The 17559-nt window shown below is 47.0% G+C and carries 15 protein-coding genes; 8 read left to right on the top strand and 7 right to left on the bottom strand.

Features of this window, described 5'->3' with window-relative positions:
* Positions 1-5 precede the first annotated feature (5 nt).
* Positions 6-275 (bottom strand): hypothetical protein, encoded by a 270-nt coding sequence (locus tag Q7V32_RS08360; protein ID WP_304896524.1) that lies wholly within the window; start codon positions 273-275, stop codon positions 6-8.
* Between the two features lie 124 nt (positions 276-399).
* On the opposite strand from Q7V32_RS08360, the gene Q7V32_RS08355 reads away from it, so the two are divergent.
* From Q7V32_RS08355 to Q7V32_RS08340, 4 genes are all read left to right on the top strand, one after another.
* Positions 400-996 carry a TetR/AcrR family transcriptional regulator gene (locus Q7V32_RS08355; RefSeq protein WP_304896523.1) on the top strand — a complete coding sequence of 199 codons (597 nt, stop codon included), beginning with the start codon at positions 400-402 and terminating at the stop codon, positions 994-996.
* 51 nt (positions 997-1047) lie between these two features.
* Positions 1048-1320 (top strand): DUF4242 domain-containing protein, encoded by a 273-nt coding sequence (locus Q7V32_RS08350; protein ID WP_304896522.1) that lies wholly within the window; start codon positions 1048-1050, stop codon positions 1318-1320.
* A gap of 108 nt (positions 1321-1428) precedes the next feature.
* Positions 1429-2817 (top strand): selenium-binding protein SBP56-related protein, encoded by a 1389-nt coding sequence (locus Q7V32_RS08345; protein WP_304896521.1) that lies wholly within the window; start codon positions 1429-1431, stop codon positions 2815-2817.
* A 259-nt stretch (positions 2818-3076) separates the two neighbouring features.
* A complete protein-coding gene (locus Q7V32_RS08340; RefSeq protein ID WP_304896520.1) occupies positions 3077-4963 on the top strand; it encodes a cytochrome c peroxidase in 1887 nt (628 codons plus the stop codon).
* A gap of 13 nt (positions 4964-4976) precedes the next feature.
* On the opposite strand, the gene Q7V32_RS08335 is transcribed toward Q7V32_RS08340, so the two are convergent.
* Both Q7V32_RS08335 and Q7V32_RS08330 read right to left on the bottom strand, forming a co-directional pair.
* Positions 4977-5594, bottom strand: coding sequence for a hypothetical protein (locus tag Q7V32_RS08335; protein WP_304896519.1), 618 nt, complete (start codon positions 5592-5594; stop codon positions 4977-4979).
* Between the two features lie 418 nt (positions 5595-6012).
* Positions 6013-6207 (bottom strand): hypothetical protein, encoded by a 195-nt coding sequence (locus tag Q7V32_RS08330; protein WP_304896518.1) that lies wholly within the window; start codon positions 6205-6207, stop codon positions 6013-6015.
* 633 nt (positions 6208-6840) lie between these two features.
* Here Q7V32_RS08330 and Q7V32_RS08325 point away from each other — a divergent pair.
* Positions 6841-7116, top strand: a complete 276-nt coding sequence (locus Q7V32_RS08325) for a late competence development ComFB family protein (protein ID WP_304896517.1) — start codon at positions 6841-6843, stop codon at positions 7114-7116.
* Between the two features lie 90 nt (positions 7117-7206).
* Here Q7V32_RS08325 and Q7V32_RS08320 read toward each other — a convergent pair whose 3' ends face one another.
* Positions 7207-7338, bottom strand: coding sequence for a hypothetical protein (locus Q7V32_RS08320; protein WP_304896516.1), 132 nt, complete (start codon positions 7336-7338; stop codon positions 7207-7209).
* A 243-nt stretch (positions 7339-7581) separates the two neighbouring features.
* Here Q7V32_RS08320 and Q7V32_RS08315 point away from each other — a divergent pair, with 243 nt between their 5' ends.
* Positions 7582-10653: a bifunctional diguanylate cyclase/phosphodiesterase gene (locus tag Q7V32_RS08315; protein ID WP_304896515.1), complete on the top strand. Its 3072-nt coding sequence runs from the start codon at positions 7582-7584 to the stop codon at positions 10651-10653.
* A 179-nt stretch (positions 10654-10832) separates the two neighbouring features.
* Here Q7V32_RS08315 and Q7V32_RS08310 read toward each other — a convergent pair whose 3' ends face one another.
* Entirely contained in the window at positions 10833-13130 is a 2298-nt protein-coding gene (locus tag Q7V32_RS08310) for a mechanosensitive ion channel domain-containing protein (RefSeq protein WP_304896514.1), read from the bottom strand.
* A gap of 626 nt (positions 13131-13756) precedes the next feature.
* Here Q7V32_RS08310 and Q7V32_RS08305 point away from each other — a divergent pair.
* Entirely contained in the window at positions 13757-15739 is a 1983-nt protein-coding gene (locus Q7V32_RS08305) for a cation:proton antiporter (RefSeq protein WP_304896513.1), read from the top strand.
* Positions 15740-15763: 24 nt separating this feature from the next.
* Here the strand turns inward: Q7V32_RS08305 and Q7V32_RS08300 are convergent, their stop codons facing one another.
* On the bottom strand, positions 15764-15904 hold the full coding sequence (locus Q7V32_RS08300) for a hypothetical protein (protein WP_304896512.1): 141 nt from the start codon (positions 15902-15904) through the stop codon (positions 15764-15766).
* A gap of 92 nt (positions 15905-15996) precedes the next feature.
* On the opposite strand from Q7V32_RS08300, the gene Q7V32_RS08295 reads away from it, so the two are divergent.
* Positions 15997-16344 (top strand): P-II family nitrogen regulator, encoded by a 348-nt coding sequence (locus Q7V32_RS08295; protein ID WP_304896511.1) that lies wholly within the window; start codon positions 15997-15999, stop codon positions 16342-16344.
* A gap of 102 nt (positions 16345-16446) precedes the next feature.
* Here Q7V32_RS08295 and Q7V32_RS08290 read toward each other — a convergent pair whose 3' ends face one another.
* Positions 16447-17391 (bottom strand): transporter, encoded by a 945-nt coding sequence (locus Q7V32_RS08290; protein WP_304896510.1) that lies wholly within the window; start codon positions 17389-17391, stop codon positions 16447-16449.
* Positions 17392-17559: the final 168 nt, after the last annotated feature.

The raw sequence follows: 17559 nt of genomic DNA, 5'->3' as shown, positions 1-17559 counted from the left end.
GAAGATCAATTCTCATCCTTTTTCTTACCAATCGATACCGTGTATTGTTTGACGTCTTCAACAGCCGCAATAATCTCTTTTCTGTTTTTGTTGATGTAATAGCCACTGATAATGCCCATGCCGAATAGCAAAATAGGGTGTTTGGCCATTTTCAAAATAACCGTAGCGCCAATTTTTGTTCCTACCGCGACGACGCTTAACTTGGCTAAAGGATGGATATCTTTGCCTGATTCAGCATTGTCATCATCGTCTTCGCCCAAACTTTGATCGTTCATGCTTCTAACTCTCCTGAAAATTAATGATTGCTGATAGTAGTGTAACTTTGATTATCCGGCAATTTTTCTTGCTGAGGAAAATGAATGTTTGACACAATAAGACAACCGGTCGTATTATTTGCACATGGCAGAAAAAAATCAAAAACAAATCAATCGTGAAAACTTGTTGAGCCAAGGTGTTGCCTTACTCATGGCTCAAGGTTATCACGGCACAGGATTGAAGGAGATTTTGGACGCCGTCAATATTCCAAAAGGGTCCTTTTATAATTATTTCGGTAGCAAGGAAAACTTTGGAGCTGAAGTTATTCAGCACTATATCGAGCCTTTTATCCAGGAACTTTCCGGACACATGCAGAACAATGACGGAAATGCGCTGGGTGCGCTCGCACGCTATTATGCCGAACTCATTGAGGGTGCTGAAAAAGCGGAATTTAAAGGCGGATGTCTGTTAGGCAATTTAATGGGCGAAATCAGCGATACCAGTCCGCTCTGCCAGGCATCATTACAGGTTGCCGTTAAACGCTACCGTGATCTTTTAAGAACAGCTCTGCAGCAGGCTCAAGAACAAGGAACCATCAGAACTGATAAATCAGCGGAAGAGATGGCCAACTTGCTGGTCGACAGCTGGCAGGGCGCGTTGTTGAGGATGAAAATTGAAAAATCAACCAGCCCTTTAAAATACTGCATCGACAACTTACTGAACGACTTATTCAGACCCTGATTTTTTTAACCGAAATTAAGACGACCAGTCATTTAAAATAAGGAGAGCACCATGCCCAAATTCATCATCGAAAGAGAAATACCCAATGCAGGCGCATTGTCAGCCGATCAGTTGCAGCACATTTCCCAGAAATCATGCAGCATCCTAAAGAACATGGGGCCTTATATTCAATGGCTTGAGAGTTATGTGACGGACAATAAAATTTATTGCATTTATATCGCGCCTGATGAAGCAGCCATCCGCGAGCACGCTGAACAGGGCGAATTTCCTGTCAACCGAATTTCCCAAATCAAAACCATCATCGATCCCACCACCAGCGAATAATTCAGTCAACACAAAGAGGAGTCTAAAAAGGTTAAGCAAATACTGGATGCCAAACTGGCCCTGGGTCTTTGGCGCCGCGTGAAAAACTACAAGAAGAGTGCAGACACCATGAAAACAAAAATGATTAAACCCGCACAACCGCTACGAAATTTGTTAAAAGTCAGTTTTTTTGCCGTATCGACAATCGCACTATCCGGCCTGGGCTCATTGTCGGTGCAAGCCGATGAAACCTGTATGTCGCCTTATATGGCCAAAATTGTAGGCCAGGAAGATTTCGTTTATGTCTGGACATTAGGCATGGAAGGGGTGGGCGATGAGCAAGACAAATTGGTCACTGTTGACGTCAATCCTAAATCGGCCAGCTACGGAAAAGTCATCAATACCTTGTCCGTTGGTGGACGCAATGAAGCGCATCACTCCGGTTTTACCGATGACCGTCATTATTTATGGGCAGGCGGCCTGGATACCAACAAGATTTTTATTTTCGATGTGCATACCAATCCAGCTAAACCCAAGTTGACTAAAGTCATTACCGACTTTGTCGCCAAAAGCGGTGGTGTCGTGGGTCCTCACACGACCTATGCGTTACCGGGCCGGATGATGATCACCGGATTATCCAACAACAAGGATCATGGCGGCCGTACCGGATTGGTTGAATACACCAATGAAGGTGAGTATGTGTCGACTTACTGGACACCTACCGACAGTAATCTGCAAGGCGCGGTTAAAACCGGAAATTATGCCGACGGTTACGGCTACGATGTGCGTGTGTTGCCCCGGCGTAACCTGATGCTGACCTCCTCGTTTACCGGTTGGTCGAATTACATGATGGATTTCGGCAAAATGCTTAATGATCAGGAAGCCATGAAGCGTTTCGGCAATACGGTTGTGCAGTGGGATCTTCATGCCCGTAAACCTAAAAAAGTGCTTGATGTGCCCGGCGCGCCCCTGGAAATTCGATGTGCATGGGGTGCCAATAATAATTATTGCTTCACCAGCACCGCACTTACTTCAAAAATCTGGTTGATTTACGAAGATAAAGAAGGTGCATGGCAAGCCAAAGCGGTTGCCGATATCGGTGAGCCCAGCAAGATTCCGCTACCTGTCGATATTTCCATCTCCAGTGATGACAAAATGCTTTGGGTCAATACGTTCATGGACGGCAAAACCCGTGGTTTCGATATTTCCGACCCGTTTAATCCCAAGCAAATATACGAGGAAAAAATTGGCGCTCAAGTCAATATGGTCTCCTCCAGCTGGGATGGTAAACGGCTTTATTACACCTCTTCATTGCTGGCCAATTGGGACAAAAAAGGCACTGACAATGAGCAGTTCTTCAAACTGTACCATTGGGACGGCAAAGCCTTGAAACAGCAATTTGCTATTGATTTCATCAAGGAAAAACTGGGCCGGGCGCATCAAATGCGGTTTGGCGCATACTCTTTATATGCTGCAAATTTACCCGTTCAACAATCGGTCTTGGCTAAACATCCATGAGGTAATGCCTCGGCTTGTCCTGATTAAGAACCTGTTGATAAAACAGGTTCTTAACAGCAATTTCCAGTTTGATATTTTCAATGTCACTTTGGGCTGGGAAAAGCCTTTCGAGAAACGCCGTAAACCCCTCATTGGGGGCTTGACGGCAGCATCCCTGCTGCCGACATCCTCGAAAAGCTTCTCCCTACCCTTTTTTCCTTTAAATTGAGAATTGCTGGGTTCTTAATCACCGTTTGCAATAAATTCCGGAATTTACATTATGAAAACGTCGAAATTGATGGTGTTAGGGTTGCTGATATCGGGTGTGTCAGCAGCGTATGCCGGTAACAGTCCGCAAACGGTGGCACCCGGCTACGGCGCCTTGGAGTTTTCCCCCCCCTCTGTGGGCAGTTACAGTCTTCCGGCCATCGGCTCAGCTGATGATGGCAACGTTCTGACCAGCGATGGCAAGCCCATAAAACTGCACAGTTTGATGGGCGATAAGCCGGTTCTGCTCAGTTTCATTTATTCCACCTGCAGCGATATTAACGGCTGTCCATTGGCGACGGCGGTATTTCATAAAATTAAAAACCGGCTGCAAAAAGATCCGGAACTGGCCTCGCTTGTCCGGCTTGTCACCCTCAGTTTCGATCCCGGCCATGACACGCCCGATAAAATGCGGCAATACAGTGAGGGACTTAGCGGTAACGGTGTGGACTGGCATTTTTTGACGACGGTATCTGAGCAAGAACTGCAACCCATTTTGTCCAGCTATAAACAAAACATTCAGAAAGTCTATGATGAAAAAGGCGAATTCACGGGGACTTATTCGCATATTCTGCGCGTTTATCTGATCGATACCGATAAACACATTCGCAATATTTACAGCACATCTTTTCTTCATCCGGACACTTTGATCAATGACATCAAAACCCTGCTAAATAAAAACGAGTCTTCAGATCCCCGATTAGAGGTTTCCAATCCGCTTAACCCCTATAGACCGGGTGACTATAAAACCAGCTATGAAAAAACCGGTTACGTCACACAAAGCCTAGCGCTGAGTCACAGAACGGGTCGATCAGCGGATTTGATGAAACGTGTTCGAACACCTCCGCTGGGCTTGCCCGCCATGCCGCAACCGGCTGAAAATAAAGTGACCAATGAAAAAATTCAGTTAGGCAGAAAGCTGTTTTATGACCGCCGCCTGTCGCTCAATAATACGTTTTCTTGCGCGATGTGCCATATTCCCGAACAAGGTTTTACCAGCAACGAAATGGCTACGGCGGTGGGGATTGAAGGCCGCAGTGTTAAACGCAATAGTCCGACCCTTTATAACGTAGGTTATTCCACCGTATTATTTCATGACGGCCGAGAGTCAACGCTTGAACAACAAGTGTGGGGACCGTTGTTAGCTCACAATGAAATGGCCAACCCGTCCATCGGTTATGTCATCGACAAGCTCAACGTTACCGATGATTATGCAGAACAATTTGCCAAAGTCTTTGGCAAAGGCCCCAGCATGGAAACTTTAGGCATGGCCTTAGCCAGTTATGAACGATCGCTAGTTTCCGGCAATTCGCCTTTCGATCGATGGCAATACGGCAATGATAAGCGCGCCTTGACTGGGGCGGAACAACGCGGATTAACACTCTTTACCGGTAAAGCTAACTGTTCAGCCTGCCACACTATTGGCTCTCATGACGCCTTATTAACCGATAATACCTTCCACAATACCGGAATCGGTTATCTCGAAGCGATGGGCACACCCGATGCGAAAAGAAAAATCCAGGTGGCTCCCGGTATTTTCATTGACGTGGATAGGGATCTGATCGCGCAGGTTTCGGAAGCAAAAGCCAATGATCTGGGGCGTTATGAAGTGACGCAAAATCCCGAAGACCGCTGGAAATACAAAACACCGACCTTGCGTAATGCCGCTTTGACGGCGCCTTATATGCATAACGGTTCATTGGCCACGCTTAAAGCCGTTGTCGAGTTTTACAATCGCGGAGGCATCGCTAATGAAAACCTGGATCCATTAATACAACCTTTAAAATTAAGTGATCAGGAGGTCAATGATCTGGTCTCTTTTTTAAAATCACTGACAGGTGACAATACCGATGAATTGGTTGCCGACGCATTTGCTGCGCCGGTCAGTGATGCTGATTAGATGGATGGCGAGATCAAGCCAGGGTAAGCAGCGACGAAATGATGTGAGCATAGATATCAAGCAAGGCAGCAAGCGAATTCTGATAAACAGCATTGATCGTATTCATCGGTTGCTGCATCAATAAATCGGACACCTGTAACAGGTTGGAATAAGTAGTGATCAGATAGGTTTCGACTTGCCCCGTCAATGAACTTAAATGGCTTTGACTTTGAGTCAATAAACCATTGAGTTGTGCCAATAAGGGCTCGATCAAACTGACAGAAAACGCTTCCGGATCGGCATAGAAAGCTGACCAAAAGGCTTTGGATTGAGCATTCAAGTCAATTAAACCGCTCTCAACCTGCTGATAGGACGCGGCTAATTTAGGCAGTACTTCCTGATAGGTGGCTGTCCCGTTGTCTAAGGCCAGTTGATACCAGTCATTCAGTGTTTCGCCGGGATGCTCATAAACCTGCTTGGCCTCCACTGAAATAAAGCTGTGCGCCTCTAGCAAAACGTCCTTGAGCTCTTGATAAGCGGTTGTGGTCTGTTGTTTAACGTGGACAAATAACTGGGCGGTAGGCTTATAAAGCTTGTTTTCTAAATCAAGCGGTTGAATGGATAAAAAATCAGGATTATCAAAAATAGACATGGTGTACCTCCATCCAGGATTTAACGGAATGTTTGAAAAAAAGATGCGGCCGGAGAGGCCGCATTGAGAGGAAGGATTTCAACTCTGTTCTCGTGAAGAGTGCATACAAGAGTCGAAGCGCAGTCTAACGGCAACGCTAACCTCTGAAAATGTGGCATTTTGCCGCGCGACATTTAGCCGCCTCCATCGGTATGGATTTTGCCTCAATAAATTATTTTGTCAAAAAATAAGAGTCCTATTTTGTATTGAATTGACGCAATCTGTTTGAAATCAAGTGCTATATAAATCGAAATACAGCCGTTAATGCACGTTCGCTTTAAATTTGAAAATAGTGCAATTGACACAGTTTATTGTGAAATGCCCTGTTTTTGCGTTGCCCTTTCAGAATAAATCTACCCCTGAAATTTCAACATCTTCTTTATCCCGGATTGGCTGTGTGTAAATGATTGCCTACTCGGGTCAAATTTCCGGACAGTTTGGATACCGATTCTTGAATTGTCTGAAGTGCGGAATCCCTATCCTGCTCCAGAATCGAAAACTGGTTTTCTGCATAATCCATAGCTTGATCGGAGAGTAACTGATAGCTTGACATCACATTTTCAAGCTCAGCCATGCGTGTCTGTTACTTTAATTTCCAGCTATTACGGCCCCGGTATGAAAAAAACAGACTGCCAAGTAATAACAAGGGGGAAACCAGGGAACAAGCTGGAGATACATAGCCAAAGAGTTGAGCCCAAATCCAGCATAAGGCGGTTAATAGGACTGCGGACCAAGTCAAAAAGTGGTCTATACGTTTCATGTTGTCTTTAAAAAGAGTGGTTGTGTGTCACAGTTCATCGGAATTTTATTGGGCCGTCAGCTGAGCGGGTGCGGAACCGATCAGAAAAATAAGAACATGACCGGTTCGCGGTCGATGTTAAGACTCGAGGCTTGGCGGGTTTTCACATTTATACTCAAAAAATGGTTAACTTTATGAAGGTATGGGGTGTGGCTAGCGAGGATGTCGGCAGCAAGGATTGCTGCCGTCAAGCCCCCATGGAGGGGTTCACGGCGGTCCTCGATAGACACATCCCATACCTTCTATTCTTAGACGGTTTTTCAATCAAAAGGGAGTAAGTTGGCTTCATCGGCAATGCGAACCAGATCCGTCATTTTGCTGAAGATGTGCTGATTGCCTTTAGAGCCCAGCAATATGCGTTTTTATGCTTATACTTCAGAGTCACCTATCAGATTCACAGGAGATTTCATGCTGGATATAAGTAATTATTACGAGCAGTTGGTCATTGATCAGCTATGGAAACTTAATGAAGGTTCTTCAGAGCCGCTGACCCGCGCGTTTCTGGAAGATGTGGCATGCCTGGTTCTCAATCAACTGCCGCCCTGTTACGTTCGAAATGCTGCGGATAAATCAGCCAATCTCACCGAAAGCCAATACACGCAAATGATGGATGCCGCCTCAAAAGCAATCAGGCAGGCGATTGAATTGGTTCATCGGCGGCCTCATGATGACAGAGAGACCTAATGGCTAATAAAAAGTCACCGGATTTTGATAGGGATTAAACTTTGTTTTGTCTCCTTATCGTTCATTATGTTTCCAGTTTATAAAGATCAATCAGCTTAGCCAAAAATCGTCATCTCGGCAGGGAATGTCGAGATCCAGATGCCATGGATGGCGAGCGCCGAACACATCCTTGTGCTCTGGATTCCGGCAATCTCTGCCGGAAAGACGTTGTTGCTGAAGCATCTTTATAACCAGGTTATGTTTTGTATTTATGAATGTTTGCCGGCAAAAAATTATGAGATTTCCCTGCTTATGCGTAGCCAAAAATCGGAGTAAGGTATGTACTTAACGGCAAACAGGTTTCGTTTCGCTACCTTTCGCTACCTTATGCCAAGGATTTTGCTTTAGCCATGGTCTGAGTACCAAGCCGTTCGAGAAATCCAGATTTTGATATTTTTTCATTAACCTTATCGGGGCCGGTTTTTTTTGAAACAATTATTAAACTACACACGTAAGGAACTCCTATCTATTACCGGCCTGGCCGTTGCGCATGCTCTGGTTGCAATACTGGTTTGGGTGTTGTTTGCCGGCGATATGCCAACAACGGTTTTGTGGCGGCAATTGTCATTGTTGATGGGGTTATCCATTACAGGCATTATTCTGGGTTTGATAATTGAACAACGCCGTCGCCCTCTTAACTCTGCCGATGATCTCGATGAGCTTAACCGGGAAATCCAGCAATCAGTTCAGGCGCCGTTGTTAGGTGAAACTCGGTTGCAAAGCATCGTGGATAATTCGCCGACGGTTATCTACAGCAAAGATCTGGATGGCAACTATTTATTCGTCAACCACTGTTACGAAAATCTGTTTGCCGTAAATAACGACACGATAAAAGGCAAATCTGATTTCGACGTGTTTTCTGCTGAACAGGCTTATGCCATGCGGGAAAATGACCGGCAGGTTGCGGGCAGTGGACAGCCGCAAGTTTATGAGGAAAATGTGCCGCATCCGGATGGCAGCGTTCATACCTATCTATCGCATAAATTCCCGTTATGTGATGCTCATGGCAAAATTAACGCTGTTTGCGGCATATCGATCGATATCACCGAACGCAAGCAATACGAACAACTGTTATTGGAGAGTGAATTACGTTGGAAATTTGCCTTGGAAAGCGGCGGTGACGGGGTCTGGGATTGGGACTTGTCAACCGGCAAAGTGTTTCTATCGCCTCGCTGTATCGAAATTCTCGGCTTTTCTGAACTGGATAGAGAGGATTACTACCGCAACTGGGAAGCCACCATTCATCCGGAAGATCTTGAGCGGATGAATGCGGATTTAAACGCCCATCTCAACAATCAAACTAAGCGCTTCAGCAATGAACATCGCGCCCAACACGGCGATGGAGAATATCGCTGGATTTTGACGCGCGGATTGGTTGTCAGTCGTGATCCTACCGGCAAAGCCTTGCGCATGATAGGCACACAAACCGACATTACCGACCGCAAGCAAATACAATGGGCGCAATTGTCAAAAATTGTCGACGGCTCTCCGGAGGCCATGTTGCTGGTGGCCGAAAATGGCTTAATCAAATTTGCCAATGAACCGGCATCCAGAATTTTTGCCTACCCTCTGGGCGATTTGATCGGTCTAAGCGTTGATGAACTGGTGCCTATGGGCGCCCGTCATGGGCATGACCATAAGCGTGCACAGTTTATGAGAGAGAACAAGTCCAGACCAATGGGACAAAGCCGGACTTTAAAAGCCTTGCGCAAGGACGGCTCGGAGTTTCCGGTGGAGATCAGTCTGACACCGATAGAACTCGATAATCAGCGGTCGCTCATCGTGTCGATTCTGGACATCAGTGAACGCAAGCACATTGAACATGAAATGCTGCTGATGGCCATGGTTTATAAGGCGATAGGAGAGGCCGTGATCGTGGCCGATGCCAAAAATAAAATAATAGCGGTCAACGAAGCATTTACCCGCTTGACCGGATACTGCGAACAGGAAGTATTGGGCAAATCAACGGATTTACTGAAGTCAGGCCGCCACGATTCTGATTTTTACCAGACGATGTGGCATTCACTGACATTAACAGGGCACTGGCAAGGGGAAATTTGGAATCAGCGCAAAAACGGTGAAATCTATCACGAATGGTTGGTTATCAACAGTATTTACGGTACTGATGGTGCGGTCGAAAGACGGGTGGCGATGTTCTCTGAAATCACCGCGCAAAAACAAGCCGAGCAAACTATTTGGCGGCAGGCCAATTATGATCCTTTAACCGATTTGGCAAACCGGCGCATGTTCCAGGATCGGCTGGATCAGGAAATCAAAAAAGCCCAACGTAGCGGTCACTGCTTGGGGGTTATTCTGTTGGACCTGGATCATTTTAAGGAGGTCAACGATACCTTGGGACACGGTATGGGCGATATCCTGTTACAGGAAGCCGCTAATCGCCTGCTGGGCTGTGTTCGGCAAGCCGATACCGTTGCGCGGTTGGGAGGCGATGAATTCACCATCATTCTCAGCGCTCTCGATTCAGAGTTCAGTGTCGACCGGGTTGCTCAGGGCATTTTAGAAAAACTCTCCGAGCCATTCAGTCTGGGTGAAGAACGGGTTTATATCTCGGTCAGTATTGGCATCACTTTTTATCCGCAGGATGCAACCGACTCCGAACAATTGATAAAAAATGCCGATCAGGCCATGTACAGCGCCAAACAACTAGGCCGCAATCGCTACAACTACTTTACCGTAGAGATGGAGCAATTCGCGCAGAACCGGATGCGGCTGACCAATGATTTGCGCCATGCGCTGGCAAATGACGAGTTTTTGTTGTTCTATCAACCGATTGTTGAAATGAGCAGCGGCAAGATTCACAAGGCAGAAGCCTTGATTCGCTGGCAGCACCCGGTTCGCGGCATGGTGAGTCCCGCTGAATTTATCCCGTTGGCGGAAGAAACCGGATTGATTAACGACATCGGTGATTGGGTTTTTCGAGTTGCGGCCAAACAAGCCGGGGAGTGGCGAAACCAATATTTTCCTCATTTTAAAATAGGGGTCAATAAATCGCCGGTACAGTTTGACAAACATAATCAAAGCTCTGGCGATTGGTGTGTTTACCTGAACGAACTGGGCCTATCAGGAGACAGCATTGTGATAGAAATTACCGAAGGCTTGTTGCTGGATACCAGCAACGGCACTCGCGAGCATTTGTTTGCTTATCGCGACGCCGGCATAGAAGTGGCTCTGGATGATTTTGGCACCGGCTATTCAGCGCTTTCGTACCTGAAAAAATTCGATATTGATTATCTCAAGATTGACCAGACGTTCACCCGGAATATGGCCAGTGATGAAGGTGACAGAGCTTTGTGTGAAGCGATTATAGTGTTAGCCCATAAACTGGGGCTCAAAGTGATCGCCGAAGGCATCGAAACCGAACAGCAATTTCAGTTATTACTGGCCGCCGGTTGCGATTATGGCCAGGGTTATTTGATCTCCAAACCGGCACCCGCAGAAGAAATTGCGCTGCTATTGACCGGACAAGCGGGGTCTTAGGATATCGCTACAAATAACTTCCTCGAAAAGCTTCTCCCAACCCTTTTTTCCTTCAAATTGAGATTTGCTGGGATAATCGTGCGGTTTGACACAATCCGAATTCCGGGAAGTTATTTATGACGTAATCCTTAGGATAAGGCAGTTCAGTTCGTACTGAGCCTGTCGCCTGTCGCAGTCAGCTAGGTATTGTTTAAAACCCGGATATCTATCGGCTGATTAATATCCAGATGAACATCGCGTTGCGGAAAGGCCATTGAAATGCCTCTGGCGGCGAATTTTTTATTGATGATATAGCGCAAATCACTGGCCACCACGCGCCAGTCGACCTCCGGGCTTAATTCCAGCCAAACATAAAGACCAAATATCAGCGCATCACTGCCAAAATCCTCGAATAAGATCTGCGGCGGGGGCTTATCTTCAATTAATCCATGCCGTTCGGCGGCTTCGCGCAGAATATCGGTGACTTCCTGAACCGGTGATCCGTATGCCACGCCTATTTTGACGGCAATACGTACGGATTGATTGCTCAGTGTCCAATTAGTGACTTTCTCCTCAATAAAGGTGCTGTTGGGAATCAAGGTTTCAATTCCATTGCCGTCGCGGATATGCGAACTTCTCATGCCGATATCGGTGATACGTCCACGAATACCGCCGACTTCCACCAAGTCGCCAGGCCTAAAAGGCCTTTCCAGTAAAAGCATCAGGCCGCTGATCAGATTTTTCAGCAAATTCTGCATGCCAAATCCGGCGCCAATAGCCATTGCGCCGCCCATAAAGGCAAATACAGTCAGTGGAATGTGAACTAACATCAGACTCATGGTCCCGAGTATGATGAGCTCGACAAAAAGGATCCAGCGCTTGGCGATTCGTGCCAGACTGGCGTCCATAGCAAAACGGTTCACCGACAGTTTTTCAATGGATACGGCCAGTTTTACTGCGATCCAGTAACCAACAATCAGAATCAGTAACGCAGTGACCACTTTATCGACAGTGATACTGCGTTTTCCGGTGATTTTTTTGCCGTCGACTTCAATATTATCTTCAGCCGTAAAAAGCTCGTACTCCCAAAGGGCTGAGGCTGTTTCGTTGATGCTTAACACCAGCTCAGACCAGCGTTCCGATCTGGATTTGATCTGAAAACGCTCATCAAGGTCTTGTTTGGTGCGAAGCAACAGATGTTCGTTTGATTCGAGCACCGCCAGTAAACGAGACAGTATATAGATACGGTCGACATCCAGGTTTTGAAGTTCTTGAGTCTGCAGCGCTTCGAAGGAGGTTAAATTGATGGATGGTTTTAAATGATCGGTAGCGTTATCCAGGGCCAGAAATCGCATTTGCTTGACATAGTCTCGAACCACTTCCAAATTTTTTTGCCATTGGGCAATTTGTTCATAAGCTTTCCGGGCATTTTCTCGCTCAACTTCCCTTAAGGACGACCAGCGAAATTCCCATATCATTTGCCGTAATTGCAGGAACTCCAGCATCGATTGCAATCCCTGAAACTTGAGTTCAGAGGTTTCCTTATGATTCTGCTGCAACAAGTGAATGCTATGAATGGCTGCTTGGGTTTGGCTATTAACGGAATTATGCTTTGATATTGTCGGCACTTTATCGGTGCCAATTTCGGCGGCCGATTTTTCAAGCTCGGTAACCAGGTTTTTCTGTTCTGCCTGAATATTGCTGCGTACAGTCTCCATATCCTGCTCGGTCAGTTGTGATCGCGCTCGAAATTTTGTTCTTTGAGTTTCGGCGAAGTCACGCTTGCTGGTTATTTGCTGAATGGCCAGTTTAATGCGCTGTGATTCAATCTGTGCTGCCAATAAGCGGATAGCGTCAAGGCGGTTTTTAAGCAGCGCTATTGTGCGCTTTTCGCTGATCAGCGCTTTATTGTCACCCTGACTACTTTCCAATTCTTCATTAAGTTGCCGAAGTTTGGTTGCGGACTCTTTCATCACTGAGATCCGGCGCGCGGCTTCCTGTTCTATAGAAATCAGCATGCCTCCAAATCTGTCAAGACGTTTAGCTTGAATCGCCAGTGTCTCACGTAAGTCGTCTTCGAAGAGAAACGAAAAAGGCGTCTGGTTATCTTTATTTGCCTGAGCATTGCTGTCGTTTTGCCAGCGAACAAACTGCTTTTGCTGATCCTGTAAGTCCCTGATGCGTTCTAGCTGCACTTCATAAGCGTGAATCAGTATTTGCAAAAACAGGTTACGATGAAATAGGCCTTCTGGAGCGTCCGTGTGTGCTTTACCTGCTTGAGCATTGGCCTGCTCGTCTGCCAGTTCTGCTCGAGTATCAGCCAGCCTTTTTTCTATGTCGACAATCAGTTCCGCCGGATCGGCAGAGAGATCCACTGCGTCCAGTGCTTTGGATGGCTGCTTGGCATTAAAGTTAAGTGAAACCGCGCCAGCTTCACTGTGGCTCAATAGTAAAGTCAATACCGAAGCAATAGCAATCCACAAGCGCAAGCGATTCATAAATAAGGCTTTGCAAGGCAAATATAAATCAGTGCAAGTCATGGGTTTGTTTCAGTCAAAAAGACTCATTAATTAAGATATAAAAAGAGCATAGGCTTTTCTCGGTCATCGCAAAATTAAGGGCTTAGGATTCCGTCATAAATAACTTCCCGGAATTCGGATTGTGTCGAACCGCACGATTATCCTCCCTCTTTGAAAAAGAGAGGCAGGGGGAGAGTTTTTAATAAATCCCCCCTCGATCCCCCTTTTTTCAAAGGGGGAAGTTAGTTATAGCGATATCCTTAGTGGCTGGAAAGTATCCAAACCAACGGTAGGATTCGAATTGTCTGCCTCAATAAAGTTATTGGCAAGTTAATTGGCCGGTAACCCTTCTTTAAAGCGCCACCCGGTTAATAAAAGGATCAAGAGATTAACTCGTTAGAATGTGAATCCGGAAAAACCCCAAAATTTGTTTTGAGAATTAGTTTATTGAGTAATACAGGTTATTGGGTGGCTCAATGTTACGCTTCTCGTCTAACCGTCATGCCCGTTGTCCGTGCCCGGCTTGGCTGATACAATCCAGATGCCTGCTTCCTAAGCCTGTTCCTCGGCTTTTTAAAATAAAATCAAAAATATAAACCTCAATAATGATAGATCAACCCTTGATACACTTACTCTTACTGCTTGGGTCCTCGGTGGCTGTAGTCGTTCTCTTTCAGAAGCTACATATTCCGTCCAGCATAGGATATCTCTTGGTCGGCGTACTATTCGGGGCGCATACGCCCGGCCCCGTTATTGAAGTTCAACAAATTCGAGAAGTCGCCGAATTCGGCATCGTGTTTCTGTTGTTCACGATTGGCTTGAGTTTTTCCTTGCCGCAGATCCATGCATTACGAGGCCAAGTATTGGGGTTAGGCACCGGACAGGTGTTGCTTACGACGGCCGTGATCGGCGGGGCAAGTTGGTGGCTGGGTTTGCCTCCGGTTACCGCTTTTGTCATCGGCGCGGTGTTCGCGCAATCCTCGACCACCATTATCAGCAAGCAACTAGCCGAGCAAGGCGATGAACATAGCCGCCATGGTCGTTTGGGCGTAGCGATGTCGGTGTTTCAGGATGTGACGGCGGTGCCGTTCGTGGTCGTTATCCCGGTTTTGAGCAGCATCGATGACGATGTCAGCGTGTTATTCGAGGCGTTGGGTTGGGCAATGGCCAAAGCCGTTCTGGCGTTTTTGCTGGTGTTCGTGCTTGGTCGCTGGTTATTGCGACCGCTGTTTCATACCGTTGTCGCCCGACGCTCCACCGAGCTGTTTACGTTGACCGTGCTCTTCGTGTCGTTATTGGCCGCCTGGACAACCAACCGTTTGGGGCTGTCGATGGCATTCGGTGCTTTTCTGGTCGGCATGATGCTGGGCGAAACCGAGTTCCGACACCAGGTGGAGTCGACAATCAGGCCGTTTCGCGATGTTCTTATTGGTTTGTTTTTCGTCAGTATCGGGATGTTGTTCGACCCTTCCTCGATACCGCAGAATTGGCAATGGGCTTTGGTCGGTGTAGCTACTATGCTGGTATCGAAAACGCTATTGGTCGCCTTGATCGTGCGTTTGTCAGGGCTCGACGGTCTTACGGCATGGCGTACCGGACTTCTGTTAGCGGTAGGCGGTGAATTCGGTTTCGCCTTGCTGGCCATTGCGCTCGACGTGCATGCCTTAACAAATCAACACGCGCAGATTGTATTTACCTCGGTGCTGTTTTCGATGATCGTTGCCCCTTTTCTTATTCGCTATAACCATGTCTTGGCCCGATTGTTTGTGCGGCAGCACAAACTTCAGGTTGACCCGGAAACCTATCCGGTCGATGCGGAAACAACGAAGCATCTTCGCGATCACGCGATTATTTGTGGCTACGGACGAATAGGTCAGAGCGTGGGACATTTTTTGGAAGAAGAAAAGATACCCTATGTCGCTCTCGATCTGGATTCGTCACGGGTCAAAGCCGCGCATATTGCCGGTGAACCGGTTTATTACGCTGATTCGTCTGAACGGGATATTCTTGAAGCGGTTGGTCTCGATACCGCGAAGCTGATCGTTATCAGCTATGACGATGTTTTGTTGGCAAAGAAGATTCTTCACCATGTTCGCGCTCTACGCCCCGATTTACCCGTTATGGTTCGTACTCGCGATGAAACTCACGTTGAAGAATTGCGGCAGGCCGGTGCTACGGAGGTGGTGCCGGAAGCGCTTGAAGCCGGTTTGATGATAGCTTCTCATGCCTTATTACTACTCAATGTGCCGTTCACTCGGGTAGTGCGTCGCATGCAGCAGCAACGAGCAAGCCGTTATCGGCTATTACACGAATTTTACCGTGGCGAGGAGGACTTTTTGGATGAATTCAATAGGGTTATTGCCGATGGTCTGAGATCCGTATCTATTTCTTCGGGTAGTAGCATTGTAGGGAAAAAACTAAAGGAACTGGAATTGGAAGGTGTGATCGTATCGTCGCTGGTCAGACAAGGACTTCGAGAGTCCGAACCGCTCGATCTTGTTATAGAGGAAGATGATGTGGTTGTCCTATTCGGGACGCCTGGCAATTTAGATCGTGTCGAAAGAAAGCTAATCGGCAAAGGGAAGTAGGCTGAGGTGACGATAGGAACCGCATCAATCGCGACCGATGGCGGTTCGTTCTTCACCACATCTTACCGAGTTGCTGTGCATGACTTGACTGACAATGCGGTCAAAAAGAGAAACGATGGGGCAAGTCTTGCAATTACGCAATTGCTTGATGGTAACATTTGGCACTGATCCACCTTGCCGGTTTGAGGAGGTTTCGGTATAAATGAGCCTTTATTGCATTCATTAACCGTAAATTAGCCGATGCGATCAGGAAATATATGCGCTTCAAATTAATCATGGTCTTCGTCGATGAAGACAAAACCGAACAAGTTCTTGATGCTTCCAGAAACGCCGGTGCGACGGGCGCGACGATCATCAACAAGGCTCGAGGTCAAGGACTGGAAAAGGTTTTCGGTATTTTCGGCCTAGAAATATTAAACCCTAGAGCTGTCGTACTCATTTTGGCCGAGGAAAGACGCGCCGATTGCATCTTAGAAGCCGTTACCGAAGCCGGCAATCTTGATGAAAGTTTAGGCACCGGTATTGCAATACAACTTGATGTCGATAAGGCCCTGGGCCTCAGCGAGCATATCAAGGAATTGCAAAAACTAAAACCGTTAGGCTAATCTGGGAAACACAGGGCCGTAGGATGCGGTTCATGACTAGCCGGACAATGAGGTCAAAAGGCATAACCCAAATTTTATACAAAGTTGGCCGGTATCCGTTCTCTATAACCCTTCTCCCCAGCGGAATTGGAAAGCCATTCCGACGATGTCGAAGTTACTGCCGGTTCGAGAGTAAACGCCGGTATTCCCGTAGAGTTTTACCGAGAATTGTCTGCTGAGAGGAAGCGCCAGTGTGCCGCCGACACGCCAGTTTTCTTGAAGATTATTGCCTTCTATTTGATCTTTAGTGGTTTCTCCACCGGTATAGTAATTGGTATCGAAAGCCACCCAGATGCCGCGGGTCACGTTATAGATCAGATGCGCTTGAAGCGAATAAAGGGGGTCCTGTTCCAGGTTTTTTCCTTGAAACGGCTCATCGTTGTCGGTGAAGATGAAGGCTCCGGCAGCGATCTCGGCGGTCAATGGACCCCACGCCTTGGAAATGCCCAGTTCGGGCTTGATAAACCAGCGATTGGTGCCGATGTTGACCAGTTTTGTAGGGTCGTATTGTCCGCCTGGCGCTGACACCGCAAGACTAAGGCCGACAAGGGTGTCCTGCTGATAGTTGGCAAATTCTTTCATTGACAACGCGGGAGCGCCATAAATATTCACGTATAAACGCACGAGCGGATCGGCAAAACCACCAACTTCTCTCGTCCTCGTTTCTCCTAATACGTCCGCTTCACCGGATATCCAGGCATGGGGAATGATGATGTCAATCTTGCCCGATTTCCCCCAAAAATCCAGCGAACGGACATAGGCAAGGAAAGCGCTATGCGTTTCTAATTTACCGTTGGTGATGGGTACTGACGGTGCGAAAGTGACATTACCACTGGTGTGAGCGTATCCGGTAACCAAAAAGTTAAGGCCGATGGGAATATTGGAATAGGACCGGGGTTCAATGTCCGTCGCTCTCACTGAAAACGGCAGTATTCCTATTAGCGTAAGTACAGCAATTCTGAAGAACTCAGACAGAATGAGTGAAGCGAATCGAACAAAAAGACTCATAACTTTATCCAACAAATGAAGTTCCTGCGTATCTGCTCACCCCTTCCTATTTTATTGGGTGTAGGTGCTTGATTTCAAAGGACGCATGAATACATCCTTGTAGCTCTCTGCAACATCCCTGTTGCAGAAGCCTTTTCAATCAATCACCTACACCTTCTATTTCAAGCG

Origin of the sequence: Methylicorpusculum sp. (assembly GCF_030651835.1) — a bacterium.
Classification (GTDB): Bacteria; Pseudomonadota; Gammaproteobacteria; order Methylococcales; family Methylomonadaceae; genus Methylicorpusculum.
This window is presented reverse-complemented; position numbering and strand designations above follow the sequence as displayed.